The 24970-nt window shown below is 73.0% G+C and carries 23 protein-coding genes; 16 read left to right on the forward strand and 7 right to left on the reverse strand.

Going from position 1 to position 24970, the window contains the following annotated elements; all coding sequences use genetic code 11:
- Nucleotides 1-233 precede the first annotated feature (233 nt).
- From ABZ854_RS25050 to ABZ854_RS25070, 5 genes are all read left to right on the forward strand, one after another.
- On the forward strand, nt 234-1892 hold the full coding sequence (locus ABZ854_RS25050; RefSeq protein WP_361214607.1) for an ATP-binding protein: 1659 nt from the start codon (nt 234-236) through the stop codon (nt 1890-1892).
- A complete protein-coding gene (locus ABZ854_RS25055; protein WP_129310052.1) occupies nt 1889-2293 on the forward strand; it encodes a roadblock/LC7 domain-containing protein in 405 nt (134 codons plus the stop codon). Before ABZ854_RS25050 ends, ABZ854_RS25055 begins: the two co-directional genes overlap by 4 nt.
- Nucleotides 2290-2721 (forward strand): DUF742 domain-containing protein, encoded by a 432-nt coding sequence (locus ABZ854_RS25060; RefSeq protein WP_361214609.1) that lies wholly within the window; start codon nt 2290-2292, stop codon nt 2719-2721. The genes ABZ854_RS25055 and ABZ854_RS25060 overlap by 4 nt, the downstream gene beginning before the upstream one ends.
- Complete coding sequence (locus tag ABZ854_RS25065; protein ID WP_361214611.1) at nt 2702-3322, forward strand: ATP/GTP-binding protein; 621 nt, start codon at nt 2702-2704, stop codon at nt 3320-3322. Before ABZ854_RS25060 ends, ABZ854_RS25065 begins: the two co-directional genes overlap by 20 nt.
- 89 nt (nt 3323-3411) lie before the next feature.
- Complete coding sequence (locus ABZ854_RS25070; RefSeq protein ID WP_361214748.1) at nt 3412-4863, forward strand: cytochrome P450; 1452 nt, start codon at nt 3412-3414, stop codon at nt 4861-4863.
- A gap of 170 nt (nt 4864-5033) precedes the next feature.
- On the opposite strand, the gene ABZ854_RS25075 is transcribed toward ABZ854_RS25070, so the two are convergent.
- The 3 genes from ABZ854_RS25075 to ABZ854_RS25085 form a co-directional block, all read right to left on the reverse strand.
- Nucleotides 5034-5978 (reverse strand): RluA family pseudouridine synthase, encoded by a 945-nt coding sequence (locus tag ABZ854_RS25075; protein WP_361214613.1) that lies wholly within the window; start codon nt 5976-5978, stop codon nt 5034-5036.
- A gap of 50 nt (nt 5979-6028) precedes the next feature.
- Nucleotides 6029-6874 (reverse strand): siderophore-interacting protein, encoded by an 846-nt coding sequence (locus tag ABZ854_RS25080; RefSeq protein ID WP_361214615.1) that lies wholly within the window; start codon nt 6872-6874, stop codon nt 6029-6031.
- Nucleotides 6875-7001: 127 nt separating this feature from the next.
- Nucleotides 7002-7922, reverse strand: a complete 921-nt coding sequence (locus ABZ854_RS25085) for a 5'-3' exonuclease (protein WP_361214617.1) — start codon at nt 7920-7922, stop codon at nt 7002-7004.
- A 225-nt stretch (nt 7923-8147) separates the two neighbouring features.
- Here ABZ854_RS25085 and ABZ854_RS25090 point away from each other — a divergent pair, with 225 nt between their 5' ends.
- The 5 genes from ABZ854_RS25090 (at nt 8148) to ABZ854_RS25110 (ending at nt 13663) form a co-directional block, all read left to right on the forward strand.
- Nucleotides 8148-9236 carry a betaine/proline/choline family ABC transporter ATP-binding protein gene (locus ABZ854_RS25090; protein ID WP_361214619.1) on the forward strand — a complete coding sequence of 363 codons (1089 nt, stop codon included), beginning with the start codon at nt 8148-8150 and terminating at the stop codon, nt 9234-9236.
- Nucleotides 9229-11043 carry an ABC transporter permease/substrate binding protein gene (locus ABZ854_RS25095; RefSeq protein WP_361214620.1) on the forward strand — a complete coding sequence of 605 codons (1815 nt, stop codon included), beginning with the start codon at nt 9229-9231 and terminating at the stop codon, nt 11041-11043. Before ABZ854_RS25090 ends, ABZ854_RS25095 begins: the two co-directional genes overlap by 8 nt.
- 383 nt (nt 11044-11426) lie before the next feature.
- Nucleotides 11427-11996, forward strand: a complete 570-nt coding sequence (locus ABZ854_RS25100; protein ID WP_129310069.1) for an XRE family transcriptional regulator — start codon at nt 11427-11429, stop codon at nt 11994-11996.
- A complete protein-coding gene (locus ABZ854_RS25105; protein WP_361214622.1) occupies nt 11997-12716 on the forward strand; it encodes a helical backbone metal receptor in 720 nt (239 codons plus the stop codon).
- Nucleotides 12717-12739: 23 nt separating this feature from the next.
- Entirely contained in the window at nt 12740-13663 is a 924-nt protein-coding gene (locus ABZ854_RS25110) for a LysR family transcriptional regulator (protein ID WP_129310073.1), read from the forward strand.
- Nucleotides 13664-14198: 535 nt separating this feature from the next.
- On the opposite strand, the gene ABZ854_RS25115 is transcribed toward ABZ854_RS25110, so the two are convergent.
- Together ABZ854_RS25115 and ABZ854_RS25120 are read right to left on the reverse strand one after the other, a co-directional pair.
- The gene (locus tag ABZ854_RS25115) at nt 14199-14885 is read right to left on the reverse strand and encodes a gamma-glutamyl-gamma-aminobutyrate hydrolase family protein (protein WP_361214624.1); all 687 of its coding nucleotides are present in this window, start codon (nt 14883-14885) and stop codon (nt 14199-14201) included.
- A gap of 43 nt (nt 14886-14928) precedes the next feature.
- Nucleotides 14929-15663, reverse strand: coding sequence for an FCD domain-containing protein (locus ABZ854_RS25120; protein ID WP_361214626.1), 735 nt, complete (start codon nt 15661-15663; stop codon nt 14929-14931).
- Nucleotides 15664-15748: 85 nt separating this feature from the next.
- Between ABZ854_RS25120 and ABZ854_RS25125 the strand changes: the two genes are divergently transcribed.
- Genes ABZ854_RS25125 through ABZ854_RS25135 form a run of 3 tightly spaced genes read left to right on the forward strand, consistent with a single transcriptional unit; the run spans nt 15749 to nt 19280 of the window.
- Nucleotides 15749-17107 (forward strand): glutamine synthetase family protein, encoded by a 1359-nt coding sequence (locus ABZ854_RS25125; RefSeq protein WP_361214628.1) that lies wholly within the window; start codon nt 15749-15751, stop codon nt 17105-17107.
- An 11-nt stretch (nt 17108-17118) separates the two neighbouring features.
- Complete coding sequence (locus tag ABZ854_RS25130; protein WP_361214629.1) at nt 17119-18492, forward strand: aldehyde dehydrogenase family protein; 1374 nt, start codon at nt 17119-17121, stop codon at nt 18490-18492.
- Complete coding sequence (locus tag ABZ854_RS25135; RefSeq protein ID WP_361214631.1) at nt 18489-19280, forward strand: 3-oxoacyl-ACP reductase; 792 nt, start codon at nt 18489-18491, stop codon at nt 19278-19280. The genes ABZ854_RS25130 and ABZ854_RS25135 overlap by 4 nt, the downstream gene beginning before the upstream one ends.
- Nucleotides 19281-19282: 2 nt before the next feature.
- On the opposite strand, the gene ABZ854_RS25140 is transcribed toward ABZ854_RS25135, so the two are convergent.
- The gene (locus ABZ854_RS25140) at nt 19283-20485 is read right to left on the reverse strand and encodes an amino acid deaminase/aldolase (protein ID WP_361214634.1); all 1203 of its coding nucleotides are present in this window, start codon (nt 20483-20485) and stop codon (nt 19283-19285) included.
- A 278-nt stretch (nt 20486-20763) separates the two neighbouring features.
- On the opposite strand from ABZ854_RS25140, the gene ABZ854_RS25145 reads away from it, so the two are divergent.
- The 3 genes from ABZ854_RS25145 to ABZ854_RS25155 are packed head-to-tail and all read left to right on the forward strand — an operon-like array spanning nt 20764 to nt 24537.
- Nucleotides 20764-22500 carry a hypothetical protein gene (locus ABZ854_RS25145; RefSeq protein ID WP_361214636.1) on the forward strand — a complete coding sequence of 579 codons (1737 nt, stop codon included), beginning with the start codon at nt 20764-20766 and terminating at the stop codon, nt 22498-22500.
- Entirely contained in the window at nt 22497-23720 is a 1224-nt protein-coding gene (gene mycP, locus ABZ854_RS25150; protein ID WP_361214638.1) for a type VII secretion-associated serine protease mycosin, read from the forward strand. Before ABZ854_RS25145 ends, mycP begins: the two co-directional genes overlap by 4 nt.
- Before the next feature lie 58 nt (nt 23721-23778).
- The gene (locus tag ABZ854_RS25155) at nt 23779-24537 is read left to right on the forward strand and encodes an SseB family protein (protein ID WP_361214640.1); all 759 of its coding nucleotides are present in this window, start codon (nt 23779-23781) and stop codon (nt 24535-24537) included.
- Here the strand turns inward: ABZ854_RS25155 and ABZ854_RS25160 are convergent.
- Nucleotides 24528-24884 carry a DUF1844 domain-containing protein gene (locus ABZ854_RS25160; protein WP_129310093.1) on the reverse strand — a complete coding sequence of 119 codons (357 nt, stop codon included), beginning with the start codon at nt 24882-24884 and terminating at the stop codon, nt 24528-24530. The two genes, ABZ854_RS25155 and ABZ854_RS25160, sit on opposite strands and share 10 nt — an antisense overlap.
- Nucleotides 24885-24970: the final 86 nt, after the last annotated feature.

A 24970-nucleotide genomic window follows, 5' to 3' on the forward strand; every position in this document is an offset into this window, starting at 1 on the left:
ATAAGTGCCCTGTGTGCAAATGGAGTTGAGCGTACCCCTGGTGTGCGGGGGATTTCAGGTGCTTGCCGAATATGACACGGCGATGATCCGGTCGGACTAAGCTCGCCCGCGGCGCACCGAGTTGAGGTGGTTCGTGCGCCTGTTCCCATACACGTAGTTGATCCCGACAGTTCCATGTACCTTCCCCTCGAAAGCTCCTCCGACACCCAGCCGATTCGTCTCAGAAGGCATCCATGGTGAGTGTTCAGAAGCCGCCCGGTCGCCGTGAACGTCCCTATGCACGTGTGCTGTTGCCGCCGGCCATAGTGATGGCCGGCGCGAGCGGCGGCGCCGCCGCCATGGTGGCGCCCGCGGCCCGGGTCGCCGTCGGCGTGTGCGGGGCCGTCGCCACGGTGCTGGTGCTGCTCACGGCGTACGAGGTCGTCCGACGCGGACGCAGACTCCGGGAGGCACAGGCCGAGCACGCCCGTCACACCGCGTATCTGGAGCGCCGCCTCGCCGCCCACGACGAGGAGATCGTCCGCCTCGGCACCGAGATCCTGCCCACCGCCGTCGGCTGGCTGCGCGGCGGGGAATCGGTGCGCGGCGCCATGCACCGCGTCTTCGACCTCGACCCCGAGCTGCGCCACGTCCCCGAGTCGCAGCGCGAACTCGTCCGCCGGGCCGTGCGCGAGGTCGACCAGGAGATCTCCATGCGCGACGCCACGGAGCGGTCCTTCGTGAGCGTCGCCCGGCGCGTCCAGGCCATCGTCCACCAACAGGCCCACGAACTGCGGGAGATGGAGGAGGACCACGGCCGCAACCCCGAGGTCTTCGACGACCTCCTGCGCATCGACCACGGCACCGCCCTGATCGGCCGCCTCGCCGACACCATCACCGTCCTCGGCGGCGGCCGCCCCGGCCGGCAGTGGCCCCTGCCCGTCTCGCTCTACAGCGTGCTGCGCGGCGCCATGTCCCGGATCCTGGAGTACAAGCGCATCGAGCTGAACTCCATCGTCCACATGAACATCAAGGGCACCTGCGTCGAGCCGATCCTGCACGCCTTGGCCGAACTGCTCGACAACGCCACCCGCTACTCGCCCCCGCAGACCAAGGTCCACGTCACCGCGACCGAGGTGCAGACCGGTGTCGCCATCGAGATCGAGGACGCCGGCGTCAGCCTGAACGAGGAGTCACGCGCCAGGATCGAGGGCGCCCTGGAGGCGGCCAAGGCCGGCAACGACACGCAGAACCTGGGGGAGAACCCCCGCCTCGGCCTCGCCGTCGTCGGCCGCCTCTGCTCCGCCTACGACATGGAGGTCGCCCTGCGCGCCTCCGCCTACGGCGGCGTCCGCGCCATCCTCGTCGTACCCCGCGTGATGACGACCACCGAGCCCGGTGTCGGCGTGGCCCACGGCATCGGCGCGACCGGCGTGCCCCAGCCCGAACTCGGTGCCGTCGAGGGCCCGAAGCGCCCGCCGAAGAAGCGCCGCCCCACCAGCCCCCGCATCCCCGCCGGGATCTCCATGGAGGACGACGTTCCCGAGGTCACCGAGTGGACGGCGGGCGGGCTGCCGCAGCGCCGCAGCCGGGTCAAGACCTCCTACACCCAGCGGGTCGCCGAACAGGCCGCCATCGACCGCGCCGAGCGGGAGGGCAGGCCCACCATCTGGTCGCAGACCACACGCGAGCCGGAACCCGAGCCGGAGATGGACCCCGAGCTGAAGAAGCTGAGGGAACGGCCGCCCGGCATGTGGATGGAGGACTTCTGGAACGGCCTGAGGAAGGGCATGCCCGAGGACGCCACGGCCTCCGAACTGACCGACTTCACGCTGAACCCGACCAAGTACCTGCACCTGATCGACGACGCGGCCGACCCCACCACGGCCGACGACGAGGGGGACCTCAAGTGATCCAGCAGCGAGGCAACTTCGACTGGCTGCTCAAGCAGCTCAACGACGGAGTCCCGGGCATCGAGATGATCGTGGTCCTCTCCGCCGACGGACTGCGCATCGCCCGCTACGGCGGCGACCCCGACGCCGCCGACCGGGTGGCCGCCGCCTGCGCGGGCGTACAGAGCCTGGCCGGCGCCATCATCCAGGAGATCCCCGGCGCCGGCGACATGAAGGTCGTCGTCATCGAGATCGAGGGCGGCTACTTCTACCTCATGAACGCCGGCGCCAACGCCTACCTCGCCGTGCTCGCCGACGTGACCTGCGAACCGGGCCGGATGAGCAGCATGATGCGCGACCTCGTCGTCCGGATCGGCGCCCACCTCACCAGTCCGCCCCGGAGGAACGGGCAGACCGTATGACCGCTCCACGACGCAAACGGCGCCGTCCCACCCCGTTGCCGCCGCCCCCGCCGGCGCCGTCCCCCGAACCGGCGGACGGCGAGGGGGACGGCGAGGGCGGCGGCAAGGACCTCGAACGGCTGTACATCATCGCCGGAGCCGGTGACGGCGGACGGGCCGAACTGGACCTGGTGACCCTGATCGTCGCGCGGACCGAGCCCCCGCCGTCCGCAGGCCCCGAGCAGACCGCGCTGCTCCGGCTGTGTACCGCCCCCCTGTCCGTCGCCGAGCTCTCGGCCTATCTGAAGCTGCCGTTCAGCGCGATGACCGTACTGATCACCGAGCTGATCACGGCCGAACTGGTGCAGGCGCGCGCCCCGATCATCCGGCGGGCGGTCGCCGACCGATCCCTTCTCGAAGCGGTGATGCATGGACTTCAACGGCTCTGACACCCTCCCCGGCCCACGTACCGAGGACCACCTGCCGCAGACGGCGCAGACCGCGGTGAAACTCGTGATCGTGGGCGGCTTCGGCGTCGGCAAGACCACCATGGTCGGGTCGGTCAGCGAGATCAGGCCGCTGACCACCGAGGAGACCATGACCCAGGCCGGTATCGGCATCGACGACAACTACGGCTCCGACACGAAGACGGCTACCACCGTGGCCATGGACTTCGGGCGCATCAGCATCACCGAGAAGCTGGTGCTCTACCTCTTCGGCACCCCCGGCCAGGAACGCTTCTGGTTCCTGTGGAACGGGCTGTTCGAGGGCGCGCTCGGCGCGGTCGTCCTCGTCGACACCCGGCGCCTGGAGGTCAGCTTCGACGTCATGGGCCGGCTGGAGGAACGCGGCGTGCCCTTCGTCGTCGCCGTCAACTCCTTCCCCGACGCGCCCCGTTACCCGCTGGACGAGCTGCGCACCGCGCTCGACCTCGCCGCCGACATCCCGATCGTCGAATGCGACGTGCGGCGCCGGGCCTCCAGCAAGGACGTGCTGATGACCCTGATGCGCTTCCTGCACTCCCTCGCCATGAGCGGCACCCTCACCTGATTCGCATCCTCCCCCACCCCATCGCTTCCGGAGCGACCACTGTGACGCCAGAACACCGCCCCCTCACCGGCACCCACGACCCCGCCCCGATCCCGGCCCCGGCACCGCCGCCCGGCTGCCCGGCACACGGCCGGGGACCCGGGGGACTGCACCGGCTCTACGGCGCCGACGCCGACGATCTCGGCGATCTCTACGAGCGGCTGCGGGAGGAGGACGGCACCGTGGCGCCCGTGCTGCTGCACGACGACGTACCCATGTGGGTGGTCCTCGGGCACGCCGAGAACCTGGACCTGGTGCGCAGCCCCTCGGTGTTCACGCGGGACAGCCGCATCTGGACGCCGCTGCTGGAGGGCATGGTCAAGCCCGACCACCCGCTCATGCCGCACATCGCCTGGCAGCCCATCTGCTCGCACGCCGAGGGCGACGAGCACCAGCGGCTGCGGGCGGCCGTCACCGGCGCCATGTCGACCATCGACCACCGGGGCATGCGGCGCAGCATCGGCCGCTCCACCCAGACCCTCGTCAACAGCTTCTGCGAGCGGGGCCGGGCCGACCTGGTCTCCCAGTTCGCCGAGCACCTGCCGATGGCCGTGATGTGCGAGATCCTCGGCATGCCCGAGGAGTACAACGACCGGATGGTGCAGGCCGCCCGTGACGCGCTCAAGGGCAGCGAGACCGCGCTGCAGAGCCACGCCTACGTCATGGACGCGCTGAGCCGGCTCACCACCCGGCGCCGGGCCCGGCCCGAGGACGACTTCACCAGCTACCTGGTCACGCACCCGGCCGGGCTGAGCGACGACGAAGTGCGCGAGCACCTGCGGGTCGTGCTGTTCGCGGCCTACGAGGCGACCACCAACCTCCTCGCCAACGCGCTGCGGATGGTTCTCACCGAGCCGGGCTTCCGCGCCCAGCTCAACGGCGGGCAGATGACCGTGCCGGAGGCCATCGAGCAGTCCCTGTGGGACGAGCCGCCGTTCAGCACCGTCTTCGGTTATTTCGCCAAGCAGGACACCGAGTTGGGCGGGCAGCGCATCCGCAAGGGCGACGGGCTGCTGTTCGCGCCGGCCCCCGGCAACGTCGACCCCCGGGTGCGGCCCGACCTGTCGGCCGGGATGCAGGGCAACCGCTCCCACCTCTCCTTCGGCGGCGGCCCGCACGAGTGCCCCGGCCAGGACATCGGCCGCGCCATCGCCGACGTCGGCGTGGACGCGCTGCTGATGCGGCTCCCGGACGTCCATCTGGACTGCCTGGAGGAGGACTTGGAGTGGCGGTCCTCCATCGCCTCCCGGCACCTGGTGGCGCTGCCGGTCCTCTTCGAGCCGAAGCCGCAGCAGGACGTCTCCCGCCCCCCGAGCGCCTCCCCACTCCAGCCCCCCCGCCCCACCTGGCAGATCGGCACCCTCCCCTCGGACCCACCGCCCGCCCCCGCTGCCCAGCCGCCCCAGCTTCCCCCCACCCCCGAACCCGTCACACAACCGTCCCCGCCCACCCCCCGCCAGGGCATGTGGCGCCGCCTGCTGCGGTGGTGGAGGGGGGAATAACGGACACCGGCTCGGGACGCCGGGGACGCCGGGGCAGGGGGCGCACGCCCGGGCCCGCGGCCGCGTTGCCGGCGTCCGTGCCGAGGGGGGCATGCTCGCCTGAGCAGGCCCCACTGGCTGCCAAGCCACCAGGCCGGCGGGCCTTCGGGACTGGCGGACCGCCCGTCGGCTCATCCCGCCCACTCGTCCGGTGAGGCCCAGGACTGGAGTGTGCGGGTGCTGGTGAAGTGGTGGGGGTGGCCGGTGATCGGGTCGGTGAACTGCAGGGTGCGGGCGAGGAGTTGGAGGGGGCGGCGGAAGTCGTCGGGTGGGGCGGGTGGGGCGACCTCGGGGTAGAGGGGGTCGCCGAGGATGGGGATGCCGAGCGAATTGAGGTGAACCCGGAGCTGATGCGTCTGGCCGGTCTCCGGGACGAGGCGGTACCGGCCGAGCCCGTCGCGGTGCCCGGCCGGCGTCACGTGCGTCAGCGCGTTCGGCTCGCCCGGCACCTCCCGCGCGGCCAGCACCCCCCGCTCCTTCACGATCCGGCTGCGCAGGGTCCGGGGCAGGGCGAGCGAGGGGTCGTACGGCGCGACGGCCTCGTACGCCTTGCGCACCGCCCGGTCCCGGAACAGCGTCTGGTACGCGCCGCGTTCCTCGGGCCGCACGGTGAACAGCACCAGCCCGGCGGTGAGCCGGTCCAGCCGGTGTGCCGCGCCCAGCGCCGGAAGGTCCAGGTCGTGCCGCAGCCGGGCCAGCGCGGTCTCGGTGACATGAGAGCCGCGCGGGGTCGTGGCGAGGAAGTGCGGCTTGTCGGCCACGACGATGTGCTCGTCCTGGTAGACCACGCGGACCGGGAATGGCACCGGTACCTCCGCGGGCAGGTCCCGGTGGAACCACACGAACGCGCCCGGCTCGTACGGCGCGTCCGGTGCCACCGGCCGCCCGTCGGCCCCCACGACACGCCCCGCCGTGAACAGGGCCTCGACCACGCCCGGTCCGGCCCCGGTCAGCCGCTCCACCAGATGCTCGCGCACGGTGGCCCAGGCCCCGCCGGCCGGCAGCCGCACCCGCACGGCGTCGACCCCGTGCCGCTGGGGGAGCGGAGAAGGCGGTGGCGGCGTACGGCGTCTCATCGCGGTCCAGGGTACGGCGCGAAAACCGGCCTACCCCTGCGGGGACGACCTCACGCGGCCGCCGTCGCGCTCTCCTGCTCCTGCTCGATGCGGGCGTTCCACTCCCGCTTGGAGGCCTGCCAGCCGTCCTCGTTGTGGCCGAGGCGCCAGTAGCCGGAGATCGAGAGGTCCTCGCGCGGGATCCCGCGCTCGACGCGGAGCAGGCGGCGCAGTTCCTTGACGAAGCCGGCCTCGCCGTGGACGAACGCCTGCAGGCGGCCCTGCGGGAAGTGCAGGGACCGTACGGCCGCGAGCAGAGCCTCGCCGACCGGGCGCTCGCCGCGGTGCAGCCACACGACGTCCACGTCGGAGGCGATCTTCTGCTCCTCCTCGGGGCCGGACACCTCCACGAAGGCGTGCGCGCGGGCGCCGGCCGGCAGGGTCTCCAGGGCGCGGGCGATGGCGGGCAGCGCGCTCTCGTCGCCGGCGAGCAGATGCCAGTCGGCGGCGGGATCGGGGGCGTAGGCGCCGCCGGGACCCATGAAGCGGACCGTTTCTCCGGGCTGCACGCGGCCCGCCCAGGGCCCGGCCAGCCCCTCGTCGCCGTGCACCACGAAGTCCAGGGTGAGCTCACGCTGTTCGGCGTCCCACGCGCGCACCGTGTACGTCCGCGTGACGGGCCACTGCTCGCGCGGGAACTCGGCGCGGATCCGCTCCAGGTCGAAGGGCTCCGGGTATGTGACGCCCGCCGGGCCGAACAGCAGCTTCACATAGTGGTCGGTGCAGGTGTCCGCCGCGAAGCCGGCCAGCCCCTCACCGCCGAGCACCACGCGCTGCATGTGCGGGGTCAGCCGCTCGGTGCGCACCACTCGGGCAGTATGGATCTTGCGCGGCTTTCGTCCCGGACGCTCTGCCATCACGGCCTCCTGCAAGAATTGGTTAGGTTTACCTAAGTTACCATCCGTTCCCAGAGAACACCTCGCGTCCGCGGGCCCGGCGGGGCCCCTTTACCGGAATATTCCAGTGGTGATCAGCCGGCAGTGATCATGCTCCGAGCGTCGTCAGCAGCCGCTGCAGCGAACCGCCCAGGCCCCAGCGCGCCGCCAGCGCCTCCAGTCCCGCCGGGTCACGCGGCCCGCGCGGCAGCGCGGTGTCGACGTCCGGCAGCGGCACGTCACCCGCCACCCGCACCACCGTGGGAGCGACCGCCACGTACGGACGCGCCTCGGTGAGCCGCTTGCGCTGCGACGGCGTGAGCCTGGCCCGCGGGTCGTCGACCGCCGCCATGATCCCGGCCAGGTCGCCGAACTCGGCGAGCAGCTTGGCGGCCGTCTTCTCGCCGATCCCGGGCACGCCCGGCAGTCCGTCGCTCGGGTCGCCGCGCAGCAGCGCCAGATCCGCGTACCCCCTGCCGTCGACCCCATACTTCCCGCGCAGCACGGCCTCGTCGGTGAGCTGCAGCGTGCCCACGCCCTTGAGCGGGTAGAGCACGCGGATCCCGCGCTCGTCGTCCACCAGCTGGTACAGATCGCGGTCGCCGGTGACGATGTCGACCGGGCCGTCCGCACGAGCGGTGAACGTGCCGATCACGTCGTCCGCCTCGTACCCCGCGACGCCCACGCGGGCGATGCCGAGCGCGTCCAGCACGGCCTCGATGACCGGCACCTGCGGGGAGAGGGTGTCGGGCACCTCCTCCTCGTCCGGCACGCCCTCGTGCTCCTCGGCGACCCGGTGCGCCTTGTAGGTCGGGATGAGGTCCACCCGCCACTGCGGCCGCCAGTCCGCGTCCATGCAGGCGACCAGCCGCTCCGGCCGGTGGTCCTTGACCAGCCGGTCGATGAAGTCGAGCAGCCCGCGCACGGCGTTCACCGGCGTGCCGTCCGGCGCCTTCACGGAATCGGGGACGCCGAAGTAGGCGCGGAAGTACAGCGAGGCGGTGTCGAGGAGCATGAGATGTCCGGTCACGCTCGCATCATGCCGTACGGCACCGACAGCGGCGGCCGCACCGAAACGCGCCCCGCCCGCGCCGCCCCGCGCCCGCTCCGTGAACCCGGTGTGAAGCCGGCCACTCGCGCGTTTGGCCTGCGGCCGTCTGGGCAGGCGCCGCCTCGGAGCGGTCTCGGTTGCACTTTCAACTGTTTTTGCGGCCCGATCGCTCCGTTTCTGTTGCCGTGGGGACGAGAGGTACGCGTGTCAGCGAGGCTTGCGGCCGAGCACCTGTACAAGGTGTTCGGCAGACGACCGGACGAGGCGGTGGACCGCCTGAGAAAGGGCGCCGATCGGGAGGAACTGCGCGCCGACGGCACGACCGCCGCCGTCATCGACGCCTCCTTCGACGTGGCGGCCGGAGAGATCTTCGTGGTCATGGGCCTGTCGGGATCCGGCAAGTCCACGCTGCTGCGGATGCTCAACGGCCTGCTGGAGCCGACCGACGGCCAGGTCCGCTACGACGGCGAGGACCTGACCGCGCTCAACGACCGCGACCTGCGCGCGCTGCGCTCGAAGAAGATCAGCATGGTCTTCCAGCACTTCGCGCTCTTCCCGCACCGCAGCGTCCGTGACAACGCTGCCTACGGCCTGGAAGTGCAGGGCGTGCCCCGCGCCGAGCGCGTACGCCGTGCCGACGAGGCGCTCGCCCTGTGCGGCCTGGCCGGCTGGGAGAAGTCCTGGCCCGACGAACTGTCCGGCGGCATGCAGCAGCGCGTGGGCCTCGCCCGCGCGCTGGCCACCGACGCCGACGTGCTGCTGATGGACGAGTCCTTCAGCGCGCTGGACCCGCTGATCCGCCGCGACATGCAGGACCAGCTCCTGGAACTGCAGAAGACGCTGAAGAAGACCATCGTCTTCATCACCCACGACCTCAACGAGGCCATGCGCCTGGGCGACCGCATCGCCGTCATGCGCGACGGCCGCATCGTCCAGACCGGCACCGCCGAGGACATCCTGCTGCGCCCCGAGGGCGACTACGTGGCGTCCTTCATCCAGGACGTCGACCGCTCCCGCGTGCTGACCGCCGGTGCCGTCATGGACACCGACGTGCGCGGCGACGAGGCGGACTGCGGGTGCGAGACCGCCACCCCGGAGACCCCCTTCGCGGAACTGTGCGCGATCAGCGCCCGCCTGACGCACCCCGTGGCCGTCCTCGACGAGGGCCGCACGCTCGTCGGCGTCGTGCCGCGCCGGCGCCTGGTCGGCTTCCTCGGCGACGAACAGGGCGAACCCGGAGCGTGCGACCACCCCGGCGGCGACCAGGGGAAGAAGGTGATCTCCCGTGCCTAGGCTGCACCTCGGCGACTGGGTCGACTCCGGTGTCAACTGGCTGGTCGACCACCTGTCCTGGCTCTTCGACGCCATCAAGGCCGTCATGGAGGGCATGTACAACGGCATCGACACGGTCCTCGCCGCGCCCGCGCCACTGCTGCTCGCCGGCATCCTGGCGGTGCTCGCCTGGTGGCTGCGCGGGCTCGTCGCCGGCGTCCTGGCCTTCGCCGGGTTCGCGCTGATCGACTCGCTGGACCTGTGGGACAAGGCGATGTCGACGCTGGCGCTCGTCCTCGTCGCCACCGTCATTGCCCTGGTCTTCTCCATACCGCTGGGCATCTGGGCCGCCCGCTCGAAGGCCGTCAGCGCCGTCGTACGGCCCGTCCTGGACCTGCTCCAGACGATGCCGTCCATGGTCCTGCTGATCCCGGCCATGCTCTTCTTCGGCCTCGGCACGGCCCCCGGTGTCGTCGCCACCCTGATCTTCGCGTTCGCACCCGGCGTCCGCATGACCGAGCTGGGCATCCGCCAGGTCGACCCCGAACTGGTCGAGGCCGCCGAGGCGTTCGGCACGACCCCGAGCAACATCCTGTGGCGCGTCCAGCTGCCCCTCGCCCTGCCGACCATCATGGCCGGCGTCAACCAGGTGATCATGCTGGGCCTGTCCATGGTGGTCATCGCCGGCATGGTCGGCACCGGCGGCCTCGGCGGCGCCGTCAACGAGGCCATCGGCCAGGTCGACATCGGCTACGGCTTCGAGGCGGGCGTCGCCATCGTCGTCCTCGCCATCTACCTGGACCGGGTGACCGGCGCGCTGGGCACCCGGCTCTCCCCGCTGGGCCGCCGGGCCACCGCCAAGGTCCGCCCGACCGTCTGGTCGTACCGGCCGCGCCCGGCGGTCGCCGTCGTCGGCGTCGTCGTCCTCGCGCTCGTCGCGGGCGGCATGGGCGTCTTCGGCTCCTCCTCCGGCACCTCCGAGGCCTCCGGCACGAACGTCGGCAAGGGCAAGGAGATCCGCATCGGCTACATCCCCTGGGACGAGGGCATCGCCTCCACCTTCCTGTGGAAGGAACTCCTGGAGGAGCGCGGCTTCAAGGTCACCACGACCCAGTACGCGGCCGGCCCCCTCTACACCGGCCTCGCCACCGGCCAGCTCGACTTCCAGACGGACTCCTGGCTGCCCACCACCCACGCCGAGTACTGGAAGAAGTACGGCAAGCGGCTCGACGACCTCGGCAAGTGGTACGGCCCGACCTCCCTGGAGCTGACCGTCCCCGCCTACGTGAAGGACGTGAACTCCCTCGCGGACCTCAAGACCCACGCCTCCGAGTTCGACGGCAAGATCATTGGCATCGAGCCCAGCGCCGGCATGATGGGCCTGCTCAAGACCAAGGTCCTCAAGGAGTACGGCCTCCAGGGCGACCTCCAGGTCATCGACGGCTCGACCCCGGCGATGCTGACCGAGCTGAAGCGCGCCTACGACAAGAAGAAGCCGGTCGTCGTCACCCTCTGGTCGCCGCACTGGGCGTACAGCGACTACGACCTGAAGAAGCTCAAGGACCCCAAGGGCGCCTGGGGCAAGGGCGACGGCGTGCACACCGTCGCCCGCAAGGGCTTCGCCGCCGACAACCCCGAGGTCGGCACCTGGCTGAAGAACTTCTCGATGACCGAGAAGCAGCTCACCGGTCTGGAGGCGCAGATCCAGAAGTCCGGCAAGGGCAAGGAGCAGGACGCCGTACGGACCTGGCTGAAGCAGCACCCGGGCCTCGCCGACAAGTGGGCCCCCGTCGCCAAGGACGGCAGCACGAGCCAGGCGGCCGGGTGACCTGACAGTTCCGGACCGCCGCCCGAGGGGTGGGAACCGCCGTACGTCCGTCAGGGCGCGGCAGTTCCCACCCCTCGCGGCATAACCCGAGCGCCGTGCCTACCGTAAGGATCCGGCCAACCACGGAGCGCCATCGCCTCCCACCCGCTGGGAACACGCGTGCCCGTGCGCGCGCTGAAGCAGGGGGCATACGGTGTAGGCGTCGGCCGTACGGCACTGGCGCGAACCGTGGGGGTCCGGCCGCCGGACGTGTCAGGGATGTGACAGGCACCTGAAACGGTTTGCCGAACATGCGTAGGGTGCAGACAACTCATCAGAAGGGGTGCCGCCGGACCGGGGCACCCGGGGCGCGGCACGACGGGTGAAGGAGGGAACCGGGAGCGATGGGCGACCACAAGGAGCAGCAGTCGGTGCGGGTGGGCGCGGCCGTCCGGCGGCGCCGGCGCGCGCTGGAGCTGACCCTCGCCGTGGTGGCCGAGCGCAGCGGTCTCTCCGTGCCCTTCCTCAGTCAGGTCGAGAACGACAAGGCCCGCCCGAGCCGCGGCTCCCTGGAGAAGCTCGCCGACGCCCTGCGCACCACGGCCGTGGAACTCCTCGCCGCCGCCGACCCCGCGGCCAGCGTGGACGTCGTCCGCGCCGAGTCCGCCGAGGGCGACTTCTCCCCCCGGTTCCGCTCCCTGGTGCGGGGCCACCACCAGCTGCACGCCTCCGAGTTCACCGGCGACCACGACGCGGGCCGCGAGTTCCAGCACCGCAACGACGAGCTGATGTACGTCGCCGACGGCGCGGTGGAGATCGAGGCCGAGGGCCGCGCGTACCGCCTCGGCCGCGGCGACACCCTGTACCTGACCGGCGGTGTGCGCCACCGCTGGCGGGCCACCGTCCCCGACACCCGGGTGATCGTGGTGGCGGTCGCCGAGCACATCGAGGCGGTCAAGGACCGGACGCGCTAGATGCGGGTCGTCTCCCTGGTGCCCTCCCTCACGGAGGCCGTCGCGGTGTCTTTGCCGGGCGTCCTCGTCGGCGCCACCGACTGGTGCAGCCATCCGGCCGGCCTGGACGTCGTCCGCGTCGGCGGCACCAAGAACCCGGACGTGGAGCGGATCGCCGCCCTCGCCCCCGACCTGGTGCTGGCGAACGAGGAGGAGAACCGCGCCCCCGACCTCGACGCCCTGCGTGCGGCGGGCCCGGATGTCCTCGTCACGGAGGTGCGGACCGTGCCGCAGGCGTTCACCGAACTGGACCGCGTGCTGAGGGCGTGCGGTGCGCCGGTACGGCCCCGCTGGCTGGACCGGGCCGAGGCCGCCTGGGCGGCGCTCCCCGCACCGGCGGAGCGCAGGACAGCGGTCGTACCGATCTGGCGCCGCCCCTGGATGGTTCTCGGCCGGGACACCTTCGCGGGTGACGTGCTGGCCCGCCTCGGCGTGGACCACCTGCACGCGGCCCACGCCGAGCGCTACCCCCGCGTGCCCCTGCCCGAACTGGTCGCGGCGGCCCCGGACCTCGTCGTCCTGCCCGACGAGCCCTACGCCTTCACCGCGGGCGACGGCCCGGAAGCCTTCCCGGGTCTGAGCTGCGCACTTGTCAGCGGGCGGCACCTGACCTGGTACGGCCCCTCGCTCACCGAGGCACCCCGCGTCCTGTCCGAGGCGCTGCGGGCGGCCGGCCGCTGAACGGTGCGACATAAGCTGGTCTTATGAGCGACGACGACTACAGAGTCGCGGGCGCGGGCTCGCTGGCGCACCGGGTGCCGGATCTCGGCGCGCTGGAGCTGCTGCTGGCCGTGGCCCGGCTGGGCAGCCTCGGGGCGGCGGCCCGGGAGGTCGGCATCACCCAGCCGGCCGCCAGCAGCCGTATCCGCTCCATGGAACGGCAGCTGGGCGTGGCCCTGGTCGACCGCTCACCGCGCGGCTCCCGGCTCACGGACGCGGGTGCCCTGGTCACCGACTGGGCGCGCCGGATCGTGGAGGCGGCGGCCGTCTTCGACGCGGGCGCGCAGGCGCTGCGGGACCGGCGGGACTCCCGGTTGCGGGTCGCGGCGAGCATGACGATCGCGGAGTACCTGCTGCCCGGCTGGCTCCTGGCGCTCCACGCCGAACGCCCCGACACGGCGGTGTCGCTGCTCGCGGGGAACTCGGCGAAGGTCGCGGAACTGCTGCTCGCCGACGAGGCCGACCTCGGCTTCGTCGAGGGGCTCTCGGTCCCCGCCGGGCTCGACGCCACGGTGATCGCCCACGACCGGCTGATCGTCGTCACGTCCCCCGGCCATCCCTGGACCCGGCGCCGGCGCCCCGTGACTCCCGAGGAACTCGCGGCCACGCCGCTGATCCTCCGCGAACGCGGGTCCGGAACCCGGCAGGTCCTGGACGCGGCGCTCGGCGGGCTGGCGCGTCCGCTGATCGAACTCTCCTCCACGACGGCGGTGAAGGCGTCGGCGGTCAGCGGGGCCGGCCCCTCCGTCCTCAGCGAGCTCGCCGTCGGCGAGGAACTGGCGACGCGGCGCCTGGTCCGGATCCCTGTGGAGGGCATCCTCCTACGCCGCGACCTCAGAGCAGTCTGGCCCACGGGCCACCGCCCCACCGGCCCAGCAAGGGAGTTGCTCTCCCTGACCCAGGGCTGAACGTGCCGCTCCGCCGCGGCTCGCCGCGCAGTTCCCCGCGCCCCTGGGGTGTGGCAGTGCCGCCGGCTGTCAAAGGCAAGGGCACCTTCACAGCCGACGGCGGAGCAACCCCCTCAGGGGCGCGGGGAACTGCGCGATCGACCACGACGCACCCGCACCGGCGTCACCACCGCACCCCCAACGGAATGGACCCCAGGGCTCGTTCACAGCCGACGGCAAGGCAACCCCCTCAGGGACGCGGGGAACTGCGCGATCGGCCACGACGTGCCCGCACCGGCGTCACCACCGCACCCCCAACGGAATGGACCCCAGGGCTCTTTCACGGCCGACGGCACGGCAACCCCCTCAGGGGCGCGGGGAACTGCGCGATCGGCCACGACGCACCCGCACCGGCGTCACCACCGCACCCCCAACGGAATGGACCCCAGGGCTCGTTCACAGCCGACGGCAAGGCAACCCCCTCAGGGGCGCGGGGAACTGCGCGACAAGCCACAGCGCACCCGCACCCGGCAGACGAACCGCACCCCCACGCCGCTCACCCCGCCGCGGCGACCATCGCCTCCATCACCCGCCCGTCATCCCCCATCTCCGGATGCCACTGCACCCCCAGCACCCACCCCCGGGCCGACGGCAGTTCGATCGCCTCGATCGTGCCGTCCGCCGCGTGCGCCGCCGGTACCAGGCCCGTGCCGAGCCGCTCCACCGCCTGGTGGTGGTATGTCGGCACCACCGTCTCCTCCGGCACCGCACCCGCGTACAGCGTCCCCGGCACCGGCTTCACCGCGTGCCCGCCGAACACGCCGACGACCTCCGCGTGCCCCTCCAGATGCTGGACCAGCGTGCCTCCGCACGCCACGTTCAGCAGCTGCATGCCCCGGCAGACGCCCAGCAGCGGCACCCCGGTCTCCAAAGCGGCCCGGAGGAGGGCGAGTTCCCACGCGTCCCGCTCCCGCGCCGGCGGCCCCGTGCGCGGGGAGCGCTCCGCGCGGTAGCACGCCGGGTCCACGTCCGGGCCGCCCGCGATCACCAGCCCGTCCAGCCGGGCCACCGTCGCCGCCGCGTGCGCGGGGTCGTCGGGCGGCAGCATCGCGGCCAGCCCGCCGGCCCGCCGCACCATGCGCGGGTACGCGGCCGGCAGCAGCGCCGCCTCCAGCTCCCACACGCCCCAGCGCGCCGCGGTCTCCAGATAGGTGCTGACACCGATCAGCGGTCGTGCGCCCACCCTGCCTCCCAAAGGTACACACCTACACCTTTGCAGAGTGCGCTCAGGCGAGGAAGCCCCGCAGCAGCGCCGCCGTGCCCGCGCAGTGTTCCCGCATCGTCTCCCGCGCCCCGTCCGCGTCCCCGTCCAGTACCGCCTCGACCAGCGCCGCGTGCTGGCGCTGCGAGTGCTCCAGGTTGCGCACCAGCAGCGGGATGCAGTCGAGCAGGTCGTTCACCGTGGCCCGGACCGCCGCGTACCGCGCGGTCAGCGACGGCGACCCGCATAGCTCGGCCAGGGTGAGATGGAGCAGGGTGTCCAGCCGCCGGTACTCGCCCAGCGGAGCGTCCCGCGTGCGGTCCAGCGCGGCCCGCAGCCGCGCCGTCTGCTCCTCGTCCAGCCCGTGCGCCGCGCACAGCCCGGCCGCGCCCACCTCAAGCACCTCGCGGAACCGCAGCACGTCCTCGATGTCGACCGAGGCGATCCGCCGCCGTAGCTCGTCCTGTCCGCCCGCGTCCGCGCGCCGCAGCACAAACGTTCCGCCGTACCGCCCACGCCGGGCCTCCACCAGCCCCTGCTCCTGGAGGACCTTCAGCACCTCGCGCAGCGTCACCCGGCTGACCCCCAGCCGCTCGGCCAGCTCCCGCTCGGCCGGCAGCCGCTCGCCGCCGGGCACCAGACCCAGCCGTACGACCTGGAGGATCTGCTCCAGCGCCTCCTCGAAGCCGTTGCCCGCGCGCACCGGCCGCAGCACGGCGGCGAGCCGGTCGGCCGGCCTCGAAGTCCCGTCCCGCGACATGGGCCGTGCCCCCTTCCCTGGCAATGGTTCGAAGCAATACCTTATGCGTAGCGAAGACGCCGAAGAAGCCCAAGGAGGCTCTCCCGTGGCAGACCGCACACCCCCGCTGAGCGTCGAGGAGCTGCACACCCTCGTCGCCGGCGGTGAGATCGACACCGTCGTCCTGGCCTTCCCGGACATGCAGGGCCGGCTCCAGGGCAAGCGGTTCGCCGCCCGCTTCTTCCTCGACGAGGTCCTGCATCACGGCACCGAGGGCTGCAACTACCTCCTCGCCGTCGACACCGACATGAACACCGTCGACGGCTACGCCATGTCCTCCTGGGACCGCGGCTACGGCGACTTCGCCCTGCGCCCCGACCCCGCCACCCTGCGCCGCGTCCCCTGGCACCCCGGCACCGCCCTGCTGCTTTCCGACCTGGCCTGGGAGGACGGCTCCCCGGTCGCCGCCGCCCCGCGCCAGATCCTGCGCCGCCAGCTGGAGCGCCTCGCCGCACTCGGCTGCACCGCGCACGTCGGCACCGAGCTGGAGTTCATCGTCTTCAAGGACACCTATGAACAGGCCTGGGACGCGAACTACCGCAGCCTGACACCGGCCAACCAGTACAACATCGACTACTCGATCCTCGGCACCGGCCGCATCGAGCCGCTGCTGCGCCGGATCCGCAACGACATGGCCGGCGCCGGCCTCACCGTCGAGTCCGCCAAGGGCGAGTGCAACCCCGGCCAGCACGAGATCGTGTTCCGCTACGACGAGGCCCTCGTCACCTGCGACCAGCACGCGCTGTACAAGACAGGAGCCAAGGAGATCGCCGCCCAGGAGGGCGTCTCGCTCACCTTCATGGCCAAGTACAACGAGCGCGAGGGCAACTCCTGCCACATCCACCTCTCCCTCGCCGACGCCGACGGGACCAGCGTGATGCCCGGCCCGGACGGCATGTCCGAGGTCATGCGGCACTTCCTCGCCGGACAGCTCGCCGCCCTTCGCGACTTCGCCCTGCTCTACGCCCCCACCGTCAACTCCTACAAGCGGTTCCAGCCCGGCTCATTCGCCCCCACCGCCGTCGCCTGGGGCCACGACAACCGGACCTGCGCCCTGCGCGTCGTCGGCCACGGCCGCTCCCTGCGCTTCGAGAACCGGCTGCCCGGCGGCGACGTCAACCCGCACCTCGCCGTCGCCGGCATGGTCGCGGCCGGCCTCCACGGCATCGAGCACAAACTCCAGCTGCCCGAGCCCTGCACCGGCAACGCCTACACCGCGGACTTCGCCCACGTGCCCGCCACCCTGCGCGAGGCCGCCGAGCTGTGGGAGAACAGCGAGATCGCCCGGTCGGCCTTCGGCGACGAGGTCGTCGACCACTACCGGAACATGGCCCGCGTCGAACTCGCCGCCTTCGACGCAGCCGTCACCGACTGGGAGCTGCGCCGCTCCTTCGAACGCCTGTGAGGGGACGATCCGTGTCCGCAGCCGACGAGTTGAAGGTCCTCAACCCCGCCACGGAGGAGGTCGTCGCCACCGTCCCCGCAGCTACTCCCGAGGATGTGGACGCCGCTGTCGTACGGGCCGCACGCGCCCGGACGGCCTGGGCGGCCCTCGCCCCCGCCGACCGCGCCCGGCTGCTGCGCCGCTTCGCCGACGCCGTCGACACCCACGTCGAGGAACTGGCCCAACTGGAGGTCCGCGAGGCAGGGCACACCGTCGGCAACGCCCGCTGGGAGGCTGGCAACGCCCGCGACCTGCTGCTCTACGCGGCCGGCGGCGCCGAACGCCTCCTCGGCAAGCAGATCCCCGTCCCCGGCGGCTGGGACGTCACCTTCCTCGAACCCCTCGGCGTCGTCGGCGTGATCGCGCCCTGGAACTTCCCGATGCCGATCGCGGCCTGGGGCTCCTTCCCGGCGCTCGCGGCCGGCAACGCGGTCGTCCTCAAACCCGCCGAGACGACCCCGCTGACCGCCCTGCGCCTGGCCGGACTCGCCCTGGAAGCGGGCCTGCCCGAGCACCTCTTCCAGGTCCTTCCCGGACACGGCCACATCGCCGGACGCGCCCTCGTCGACCACCCCGCCGTCGCCAAGATCGTGTTCACCGGCTCCACCCGCACCGGCCGCGAGGTCATGGAACGCTGCGCCCGGCAGGTCAAACCGGTCACCCTCGAACTCGGCGGCAAGAGCCCCAACGTCGTGTTCGCCGACGCCGACCTCGAGGCCGCCCTCGACCCGTTCTCCTTCCTGGACAACTCCGGGCAGGACTGCTGCGCCCGCACCCGCATCCTCGTCCATGAGTCCGTGTACGACGAGGCCCGCGCCGTCCTCGCCGACGCGCTGGCCGCCGTCGTGGTCGGCGACCCGGCCGACGAGAAGACACGGATGGGCCCGCTGATCTCCCGCCGGCAGCTCGACCGCGTCCGGTCCTACGTCCCCGACGACGCCCCCGCCCTGCGCGGCAGCGCCCCCGACGGCCCCGGCTTCTGGTTCCCGCCGACCGTGCTCACCGGCGAACGGCCGGACGGATCGGCCGCGTGCGAGGAGATCTTCGGGCCCGTCGCCGTCCTGCTGCCCTTCACCGACGAGGACGACGCGATCCGCCTCGCCAACGGCACCCCCTACGGGCTGGCCGGCTCCCTGTGGACCCGCGACCTGGGCCGCGCCCTGCGCGTCTCCCGGGCCGTCCGCGCAGGCAACCTGTCCGTCAACTCGCACTCCAGTGTCCGCTACTCGACCCCGTTCGGCGGCTTCAAGCAGTCCGGCCTCGGCCGCGAGCTCGGCCCCGACGCCCTGACCGCCTTCACCGAGACCAAGAACGTCTTCATCAGCACGGAGGGCCCCGCACTGTGACCTCTTCTGACACCGACATCATCTGCCGCCGCCTGGCCGGTCGCACCGCCGTCGTCACGGGAGCCGGCAGCGGCATCGGACTCGCCGCCGCCCGCCGGCTCGCCTCCGAGGGCGCGCACGTCGTCTGTGCCGACGTCGACGACCCCCGCGGCAAGGCCGCCGCCGAGGAGACCGGCGGACTCTTCGTGAAGACCGACGTCACCGACCCCGAGCAGGTCGAGGCGCTGTTCCAGGCGGCGTACGACACCTACGGCAGCGTCGACGTCGCCTTCAACAACGCCGGTATCTCCCCGCCGGACGACGACTCCATCCTCGACACCGGTCTGGAGGCGTGGAAGCGCGTCCAGGAGGTCAACCTCACCTCCGTCTACCTGTGCTGCAAGGCCGCCATCCCGTACATGCGCCACCAGGGCAAGGGCTCCATCATCAACACGGCGTCCTTCGTGGCCCGGATGGGCGCGGCCACCTCCCAGATCTCCTACACCGCGTCCAAGGGCGGCGTCCTCGCCATGTCCCGCGAACTGGGCGTGCAGTTCGCGCGGGAGGGCATCCGGGTGAACGCGCTGTGCCCCGGGCCGGTCAACACCCCATTGCTGCGGGAGCTGTTCGCGAAGGATCCCGAGCGGGCCGCGCGCCGGCTCGTGCACATCCCGGTCGGCCGGTTCGCCGAGGCCGAGGAGATCGCCGCCGCCGTCGCGTTCCTCGCCAGTGACGACTCCTCGTTCGTCAACGCGACCGACTTCCTGGTGGACGGGGGGATCTCGGGCGCGTACGTGACCCCTATGTAGCGCTAGAGGAAGGTGTGCCCCTCACCGCGGTACGTCGGCACGGTCGCCGTCACCGCGTCCCCCTCGACCAGGTGCAGTGCCTCGAACCGCTCGCACAGCTCGCCCGCCTTCGCGTGCCGGAACCACACCTTGTCGCCGATCAGGAGATCGTCGGCGGGGGAGCCGAGCAGCGGGGTCTGCACCTCACCGGGACCCTCCTGCGGGTCGTACCTCAGCCCCTCGGGCAGGTACGGCACCGGCAGCCGGTCGGGACCGGCGGCACCGGAGGCCGGGTAGCCGCCGCCGAGCACCGTGACGATCCCGACACCCGGCCGCCGGACGACGGGCTGCGCGAAGAGGGCGGCCGGACGGCCGGTGAACGACGTGTAGTTGTCGAACAGGCGCGGCACGTACAGCCCCGACCCGGCGGCGATCTCCGTGACGGCGTCCTCGGCCGCCGTGTGCTGCACACTGCCCGTGCCGCCGCCGTTGACGAACTCCAGGTCCGTCGCCACGGCCCGGACGGCCCGCACCACCGCGGCCCGCCGCTCGGCGAGTTCCCGCCGGGCGGCGGCCTGCATCAGCCGGATCGCCCGCGAACGCAGCGGCCGTCCGGCGACCGCGTCCCCGACCCCGGCGACATGCCCCTCGTACGCCATGATCCCCACCAGCCGGAAGCCCGGCCGCCGGGCCACGGCCCGGGCCAGCTCGGCAAGCTGCGCGGGGGAGTGCAGCGGTGACCGCCGCGCCCCCACCCGGACCCGGCCGCCGAACATCTTCAGCGCCGTGTCCAGTTCCAGGCAGACCCGGACGTCCTCAACGCCGCCGTCACGGGACGCGTCGATGAGGTCCAAGTGCGCGACGTCGTCGACCATCACGGTCACGGCGGAGGCGAGCTTGGGATCGGCGGCCAGTTCGGCGAAGCCGGAACGGTCGGCGGAGGGGTAGGCCAGCAGGATGTCGTCGAACCCGGAACGGGCGAGCCACAGGGACTCGGCCAGCGTGAACGACATGACGCCCCGGAAGCCGTCCTTGGCCAGGGCGCGTTCCAGCAGGGCCCGGCAGCGCACGGACTTGCTGGCGACCCGGACCGGCTTGCCGCCCGCGCGGCGGACCAGGTCGTCCGCGTTGGCGTCGAAGGCGTCGAGGTCCACGATCGCGAGAGGGGCGTCGAGATGGGCGGTGGCCCGGTCGTAACGGGCCCGGTCGGCGGCGCGCGCAGTCATGACGGAAGCCTGCCAGAGAGTATTACCGCAGGGTAGGGGGACGTTCCGGGCAGATGCCCCGGGCCTGCCGACTGGTTCTCTCTCCGTCCCGGACAACCCGTAGAGTGACGCGCACGCGTACGGCCGAACGCTTGCGGGCCGCGTCACCTGAACCGGGATGCCGGTCCGGCCGTACGGGTATGCGTGCCCGGGAGCGGAGCGACCGCACCGGGCCGGCCGGCGACCAGCACGGCCCGCGTACGCGAAGTTCGGCCCGGGCACGAGGAAACGGGGGGTGCATGAGCACGGAAGCGCGCCGCGCCCCGGTCCCCCCGCGCCCACCCCATCCCCCCGTTCCCGGCCTGCCCCCCAAGCTCCACCCGGATCCGGACCACGCCCTCGGCCGCCCGACGGACCCCGCCCCCGACCCCACGGCACACGCCACCGACCGCGCCGACGTGAACGTTTCACCCACCGGACCGCACGCCCGTCCGGCGTGCCCGGCCGACGGTCACGCCCCGGCGACCGACCCCACTGCGCGCATGGCCGGCCGGCCCGAGGTGAACGTTTCACCGACCGGCCCGACCGGCCCGACCGGACGTACGACGGGCCCCGCTGACGGAGACGACCCGGCGCGTGGCACTGCTGGGCGTGTCGAGCGGCCGCGTGCGGCGAGCGGCCGCTCGACTGCCGAGCCCGCCCGCGTCCAGGCCGATTCCGACGAGGAGTTCTCGGTCTTCACTCCGCGCACGCCCAGCCCCGCGCGGAGTGTGCCCGGCCCGCCGTCCCCGGCGCAGCCGCCCGCCCCCGACCGCACCGCCTCCCGCTTCCCTCGGCTCCGGCCCACCCCCGCCCCCGACAGCCGCCGGACCCCGCCTCCGCCCCCGGCCTCGGCCCGCTTCCCCGACGCACCGCCGGGCACGGGCGACGTCGCCGCCCCCCTGAGCCCGTCCGGCACGGACGGGCAGCCACGCCGGGAGGGCGCCGCCGGGACGGCCGTACCGCCGCGCCCGCAGAGCAGGCCGATCGCGCCGGCGGAGTCCGCCGTGGAGACGACGGCCCGGTTGCGGCCGATTCCCGCCGCGCCCGACTCCGCTGCCGTCGGCCGCGGTGCCACGGCCGCTTCCCGCGGAGCCGCCGAAGCGGGGCCCGCGCGCGGTGGCGCCTGGAGTGCGGGCGCGTCCGCTCACCCTGCCGGCTCGGCGCCGGCGCCCGACCCGGCGCACTCCTGGGGTGCTGCCGCGCGGCCCGTCGTGACGTTTGCCGAACCTGAGGGGGTGAGACGGCGGGTGCGTCCCCGGGCCGCTGCCGCGACGGCCTGTGTCGTCCTCGGGCTGGGGCTCATCGGCGGTGCCGTCACGGGGAGCTGGCTCGCCGGCGACGGCGGCGGGGCGGCGCGGGACAGGTTCACCGCGGCCGACAGCCTGTGGCACAGCGAGCCGGTCGACCAGCTGTTCCCGCCCACCGTCGACGGCACCGGCGCAGGACCCGGCGGAGCCGACCGCACCTGGACCCGGGTCGCCGTGGCCCCCGACTCCGGCTGCGCCCGCGCCTTCGACCCGCTGCTGCGCAAGGCCCTCGCTCCCGTGGGCTGCCGCCGGCTGCTGCGCGCCACCTACACCGACGCCACCGAGAGCTATGTGACCACCGTCGGCCTGCTGTTCACCAAGGCCGACCCGGCCGCCATGTCCGCGCTCGCCAAGCGCTTCCGGGACGAGCACCTGAGCAGCCGCACCGACCTGCTGCCCCGGGCGTACGCCGCCAAGGGCACCGTGGCGGCCGGCTTCGGCGACGCGCAGCGGGCCTCCTGGACCATCTCCGTCCTCACCGACGTCCCCGTCGTCGCCTTCTCCGTGTCCGGCTGGGCCGACGGCCGCACCGTCGACGCGCCCCAGCCCGCCGCCGACGCCACCCGCACCGGCGCCACCTCGGCCCCCGCCCAGGCCGGCCTCGGCAACGAGGCGCAGGGCCTGGCCGACCGCATCGCACGCCGGCTGCGGCAGACCGGGGGCGCCGCCACGGAGAAGCCCTCATGACCCGCACGTTCCCGCGACCGGTCCGCCGCCCGCGCCGGGCGGTCACCACCGGCTCGGCGCTCACGAGCCTTCTCCTCGCCGGCTCCCTCGTCCTGCTGCCCGCCGCCACCGCCCACGCCGACGGCATCCGCGCCCAGCAGTGGGGCCTGTCCGCCCTGCACACCGCGCAGGCCTGGCGCGTCACCCGGGGCAAGGGCGTCACCGTCGCCGTCCTGGACACAGGCGTCGAGGCCGGCCACCCCGACCTGGCCGGCAACGTCCTGCCGGCCAAGGACATGATCGGCTTCGGCGCCGAGCCCGGCGACCGGAGCTGGGCCCGGCACGGCACCGCGATGGCCGGGATCATCGCCGGGCACGGCCACGGACCCGGCCGTACCGCCGGCGTCATCGGCATAGCCCCCGAGGCGAAGATCCTGCCCGTGCGGGTCATCCTGGAGGACGGCGACCCCGCCCGCGCCAAGGCCCGTACCAGCCGGGGCAACGCCCTCGCCGACGGCATCCGCTGGGCCGCCGACCACGGCGCCGACGTCATCAACCTCTCCCTCGGCGACGATTCCAGCTCCGCCCACCCCGAGGCCGGCGAGGACGAGGCCGTCCAGTACGCCCTCAAGAAGGGAGTGGTCGTCGTCGCCTCCGCCGGCAACGGCGGCGACAAGGGCGACCACGTCTCCTACCCGGCCGCCTACCCGGGCGTCATCGCCGCCACCGCGGTGGACCGCTACGGCACCCGCGCCTCGTTCTCCACCCGCCGCTGGTACGCCGCGGTCAGCGCGCCCGGCGTGGACGTCGTCATCGCCGACCCCGACCACAAGTACTACGAGGGCTGGGGCACCTCCGCCGCCTCCGCCTTCGTCTCCGGCACGGTCGCCCTCATCAAGGCCGTCCACCCGGACCTGACACCGGCCCAGATCAAGAAGCTCCTGGAGGACACGGCCCGCAACCCTCCCGTCGGCGGCCGCGACGACTCCCGCGGCTTCGGCCTCGTCGACCCAGCCGCCGCGCTGAAGGCCGCCGCCCGGCTCAAGCCGGAGGGCCTGGAGGTGACCTCGTACGGCGAGAAGTACTTCGGCCCCGGCCCCGACACCCCCAAGGACGCCGCCGGCACCTCCGCGTGGGCGGCCCCCCTCGCGGGCGGCGCCGGCGGGGTTCTGCTGATCGCCGGCGTCGTGCTGTGGCGGGGCCGCGAACGCCGGCCGCAGGAGTACGGCGAGTTCCGCTGAGCCGTCGGTCCGGGCCCCGACCGGCCCCCGGTCGCCGCCCCCTATAAGGTCGGTGACCGTGGCGAACAAGAACATTCCCGACTCCGGCTTCTCCGACGACGACGGCACCGCCGACCCCCGGCTGAGCGCCGCGCTCGCCGCCTGGGCCGAGGACCGCACCGCCGTCGCGCCGGTCCTGGAGGCCCTCAAGGGCGCGCGGCTGCTGGTCCCGGTCGTGGCCGTCCTCGGCGAGGTCGAGGAAGACGAGAACGGGCTGCGCCGCGAGAAGACCAGCGACATGGCCGTCCCCACGCTGAAGGCCGGCGGGCGCACCGCGCTGCCCGCCTTCACCTCCACCGACTCCCTCGCCCGCTGGGACCCGGCGGCCCGGCCCGTGGCCGTACCGCTGCACCAGGCGCTGCAGGCCGCCGCGCACGAGAAAGCGGACACGGTGGTGCTGGACCTCGCCGGTCCGGTGCCGTTCGAACTGACCGGCCCGGCACTGCTCGCCCTCGCCGAGGGCCGTACCAGCACGGACCCGCTCGCCGACCCGGCGGTCGTCGAGGCCGTCCGTGCCGTCGTCGCCGCGGAGCCCGCCGTGCTGCGCGCCCACCTCGGCCCCGGTCAGGCGGACGGTACCCTGGCGCTCGTCCTCGATCCGGCCGTGCCGCCCGCCGCGGCCGCCCGCGCGGTCGCCGAACGGCTGGCCGCCGACGAGACACTGCGGGCCCGCCTGGTGCGCGGCCTCGACCTGGCACTGCTGCCGGCCGGGACCACGCCTCCGGGCGAGCCCTTGTTCGTGCGGAAACAGAAGAGAGGGGCGGCGGCTCAGCCGTAGACCGGACCGGTGTACTTCTCGCCCGGACCCTGGCCCGGCTCGTCCGGGACCAGCGAGGCCTCGCGGAACGCCAGCTGCAGCGACTTCAGGCCGTCGCGCAGCGGAGCCGCGTGGAAGGAGCTGATCTCGGTCGCGCTCGCGTCCAGCAGGCCGGCGAGACCGGTGATCAGCTTGCGGGCCTCGTCCAGGTCCTTGTACTTCTCGCCCTCCTCGCTCAGCCCGAGTTTCACGGCGGCGGCGCTCATCAGGTTGACGGCGACCGTCACGATCACCTCGACGGCGGGGACCTCGGCGATGTCCCGGGTCATCGCGTCGAAGTCGGGGGTCTCAGGAGGGGTGTCACTCATGCCCCACACGATAGGCGGTCCGTCCGCCCCGGCCTCGTCGAGCCCTGGCCCCGCCTCGATCAGCGCTTCTTACGCCTCGATTAGCC

Source organism: Streptomyces sp. NPDC047028 (assembly GCF_040644095.1).
Classification (GTDB): Bacteria; Actinomycetota; Actinomycetes; order Streptomycetales; family Streptomycetaceae; genus Streptomyces.

Coding starts and splice junctions, on each gene's coding strand:
- ABZ854_RS25100 (WP_129310069.1), top strand. CDS start 11,427: ATGGGCGACCACAAGGAGCAGCAGTCGGTGCGGGTGGGCGCGGCCGTC.
- ABZ854_RS25145 (WP_361214636.1), top strand. CDS start 20,764: ATGAGCACGGAAGCGCGCCGCGCCCCGGTCCCCCCGCGCCCACCCCAT.
- ABZ854_RS25060 (WP_361214609.1), top strand. CDS start 2,290: ATGACCGCTCCACGACGCAAACGGCGCCGTCCCACCCCGTTGCCGCCG.
- ABZ854_RS25120 (WP_361214626.1), bottom strand. CDS start 15,663: ATGTCGCGGGACGGGACTTCGAGGCCGGCCGACCGGCTCGCCGCCGTG.
- ABZ854_RS25160 (WP_129310093.1), bottom strand. CDS start 24,884: ATGAGTGACACCCCTCCTGAGACCCCCGACTTCGACGCGATGACCCGG.
- ABZ854_RS25065 (WP_361214611.1), top strand. CDS start 2,702: ATGGACTTCAACGGCTCTGACACCCTCCCCGGCCCACGTACCGAGGAC.
- mycP (WP_361214638.1), top strand. CDS start 22,497: ATGACCCGCACGTTCCCGCGACCGGTCCGCCGCCCGCGCCGGGCGGTC.
- ABZ854_RS25075 (WP_361214613.1), bottom strand. CDS start 5,978: ATGAGACGCCGTACGCCGCCACCGCCTTCTCCGCTCCCCCAGCGGCAC.
- ABZ854_RS25110 (WP_129310073.1), top strand. CDS start 12,740: ATGAGCGACGACGACTACAGAGTCGCGGGCGCGGGCTCGCTGGCGCAC.
- ABZ854_RS25105 (WP_361214622.1), top strand. CDS start 11,997: ATGCGGGTCGTCTCCCTGGTGCCCTCCCTCACGGAGGCCGTCGCGGTG.
- ABZ854_RS25140 (WP_361214634.1), bottom strand. CDS start 20,485: ATGACTGCGCGCGCCGCCGACCGGGCCCGTTACGACCGGGCCACCGCC.
- ABZ854_RS25050 (WP_361214607.1), top strand. CDS start 234: ATGGTGAGTGTTCAGAAGCCGCCCGGTCGCCGTGAACGTCCCTATGCA.
- ABZ854_RS25080 (WP_361214615.1), bottom strand. CDS start 6,874: ATGGCAGAGCGTCCGGGACGAAAGCCGCGCAAGATCCATACTGCCCGA.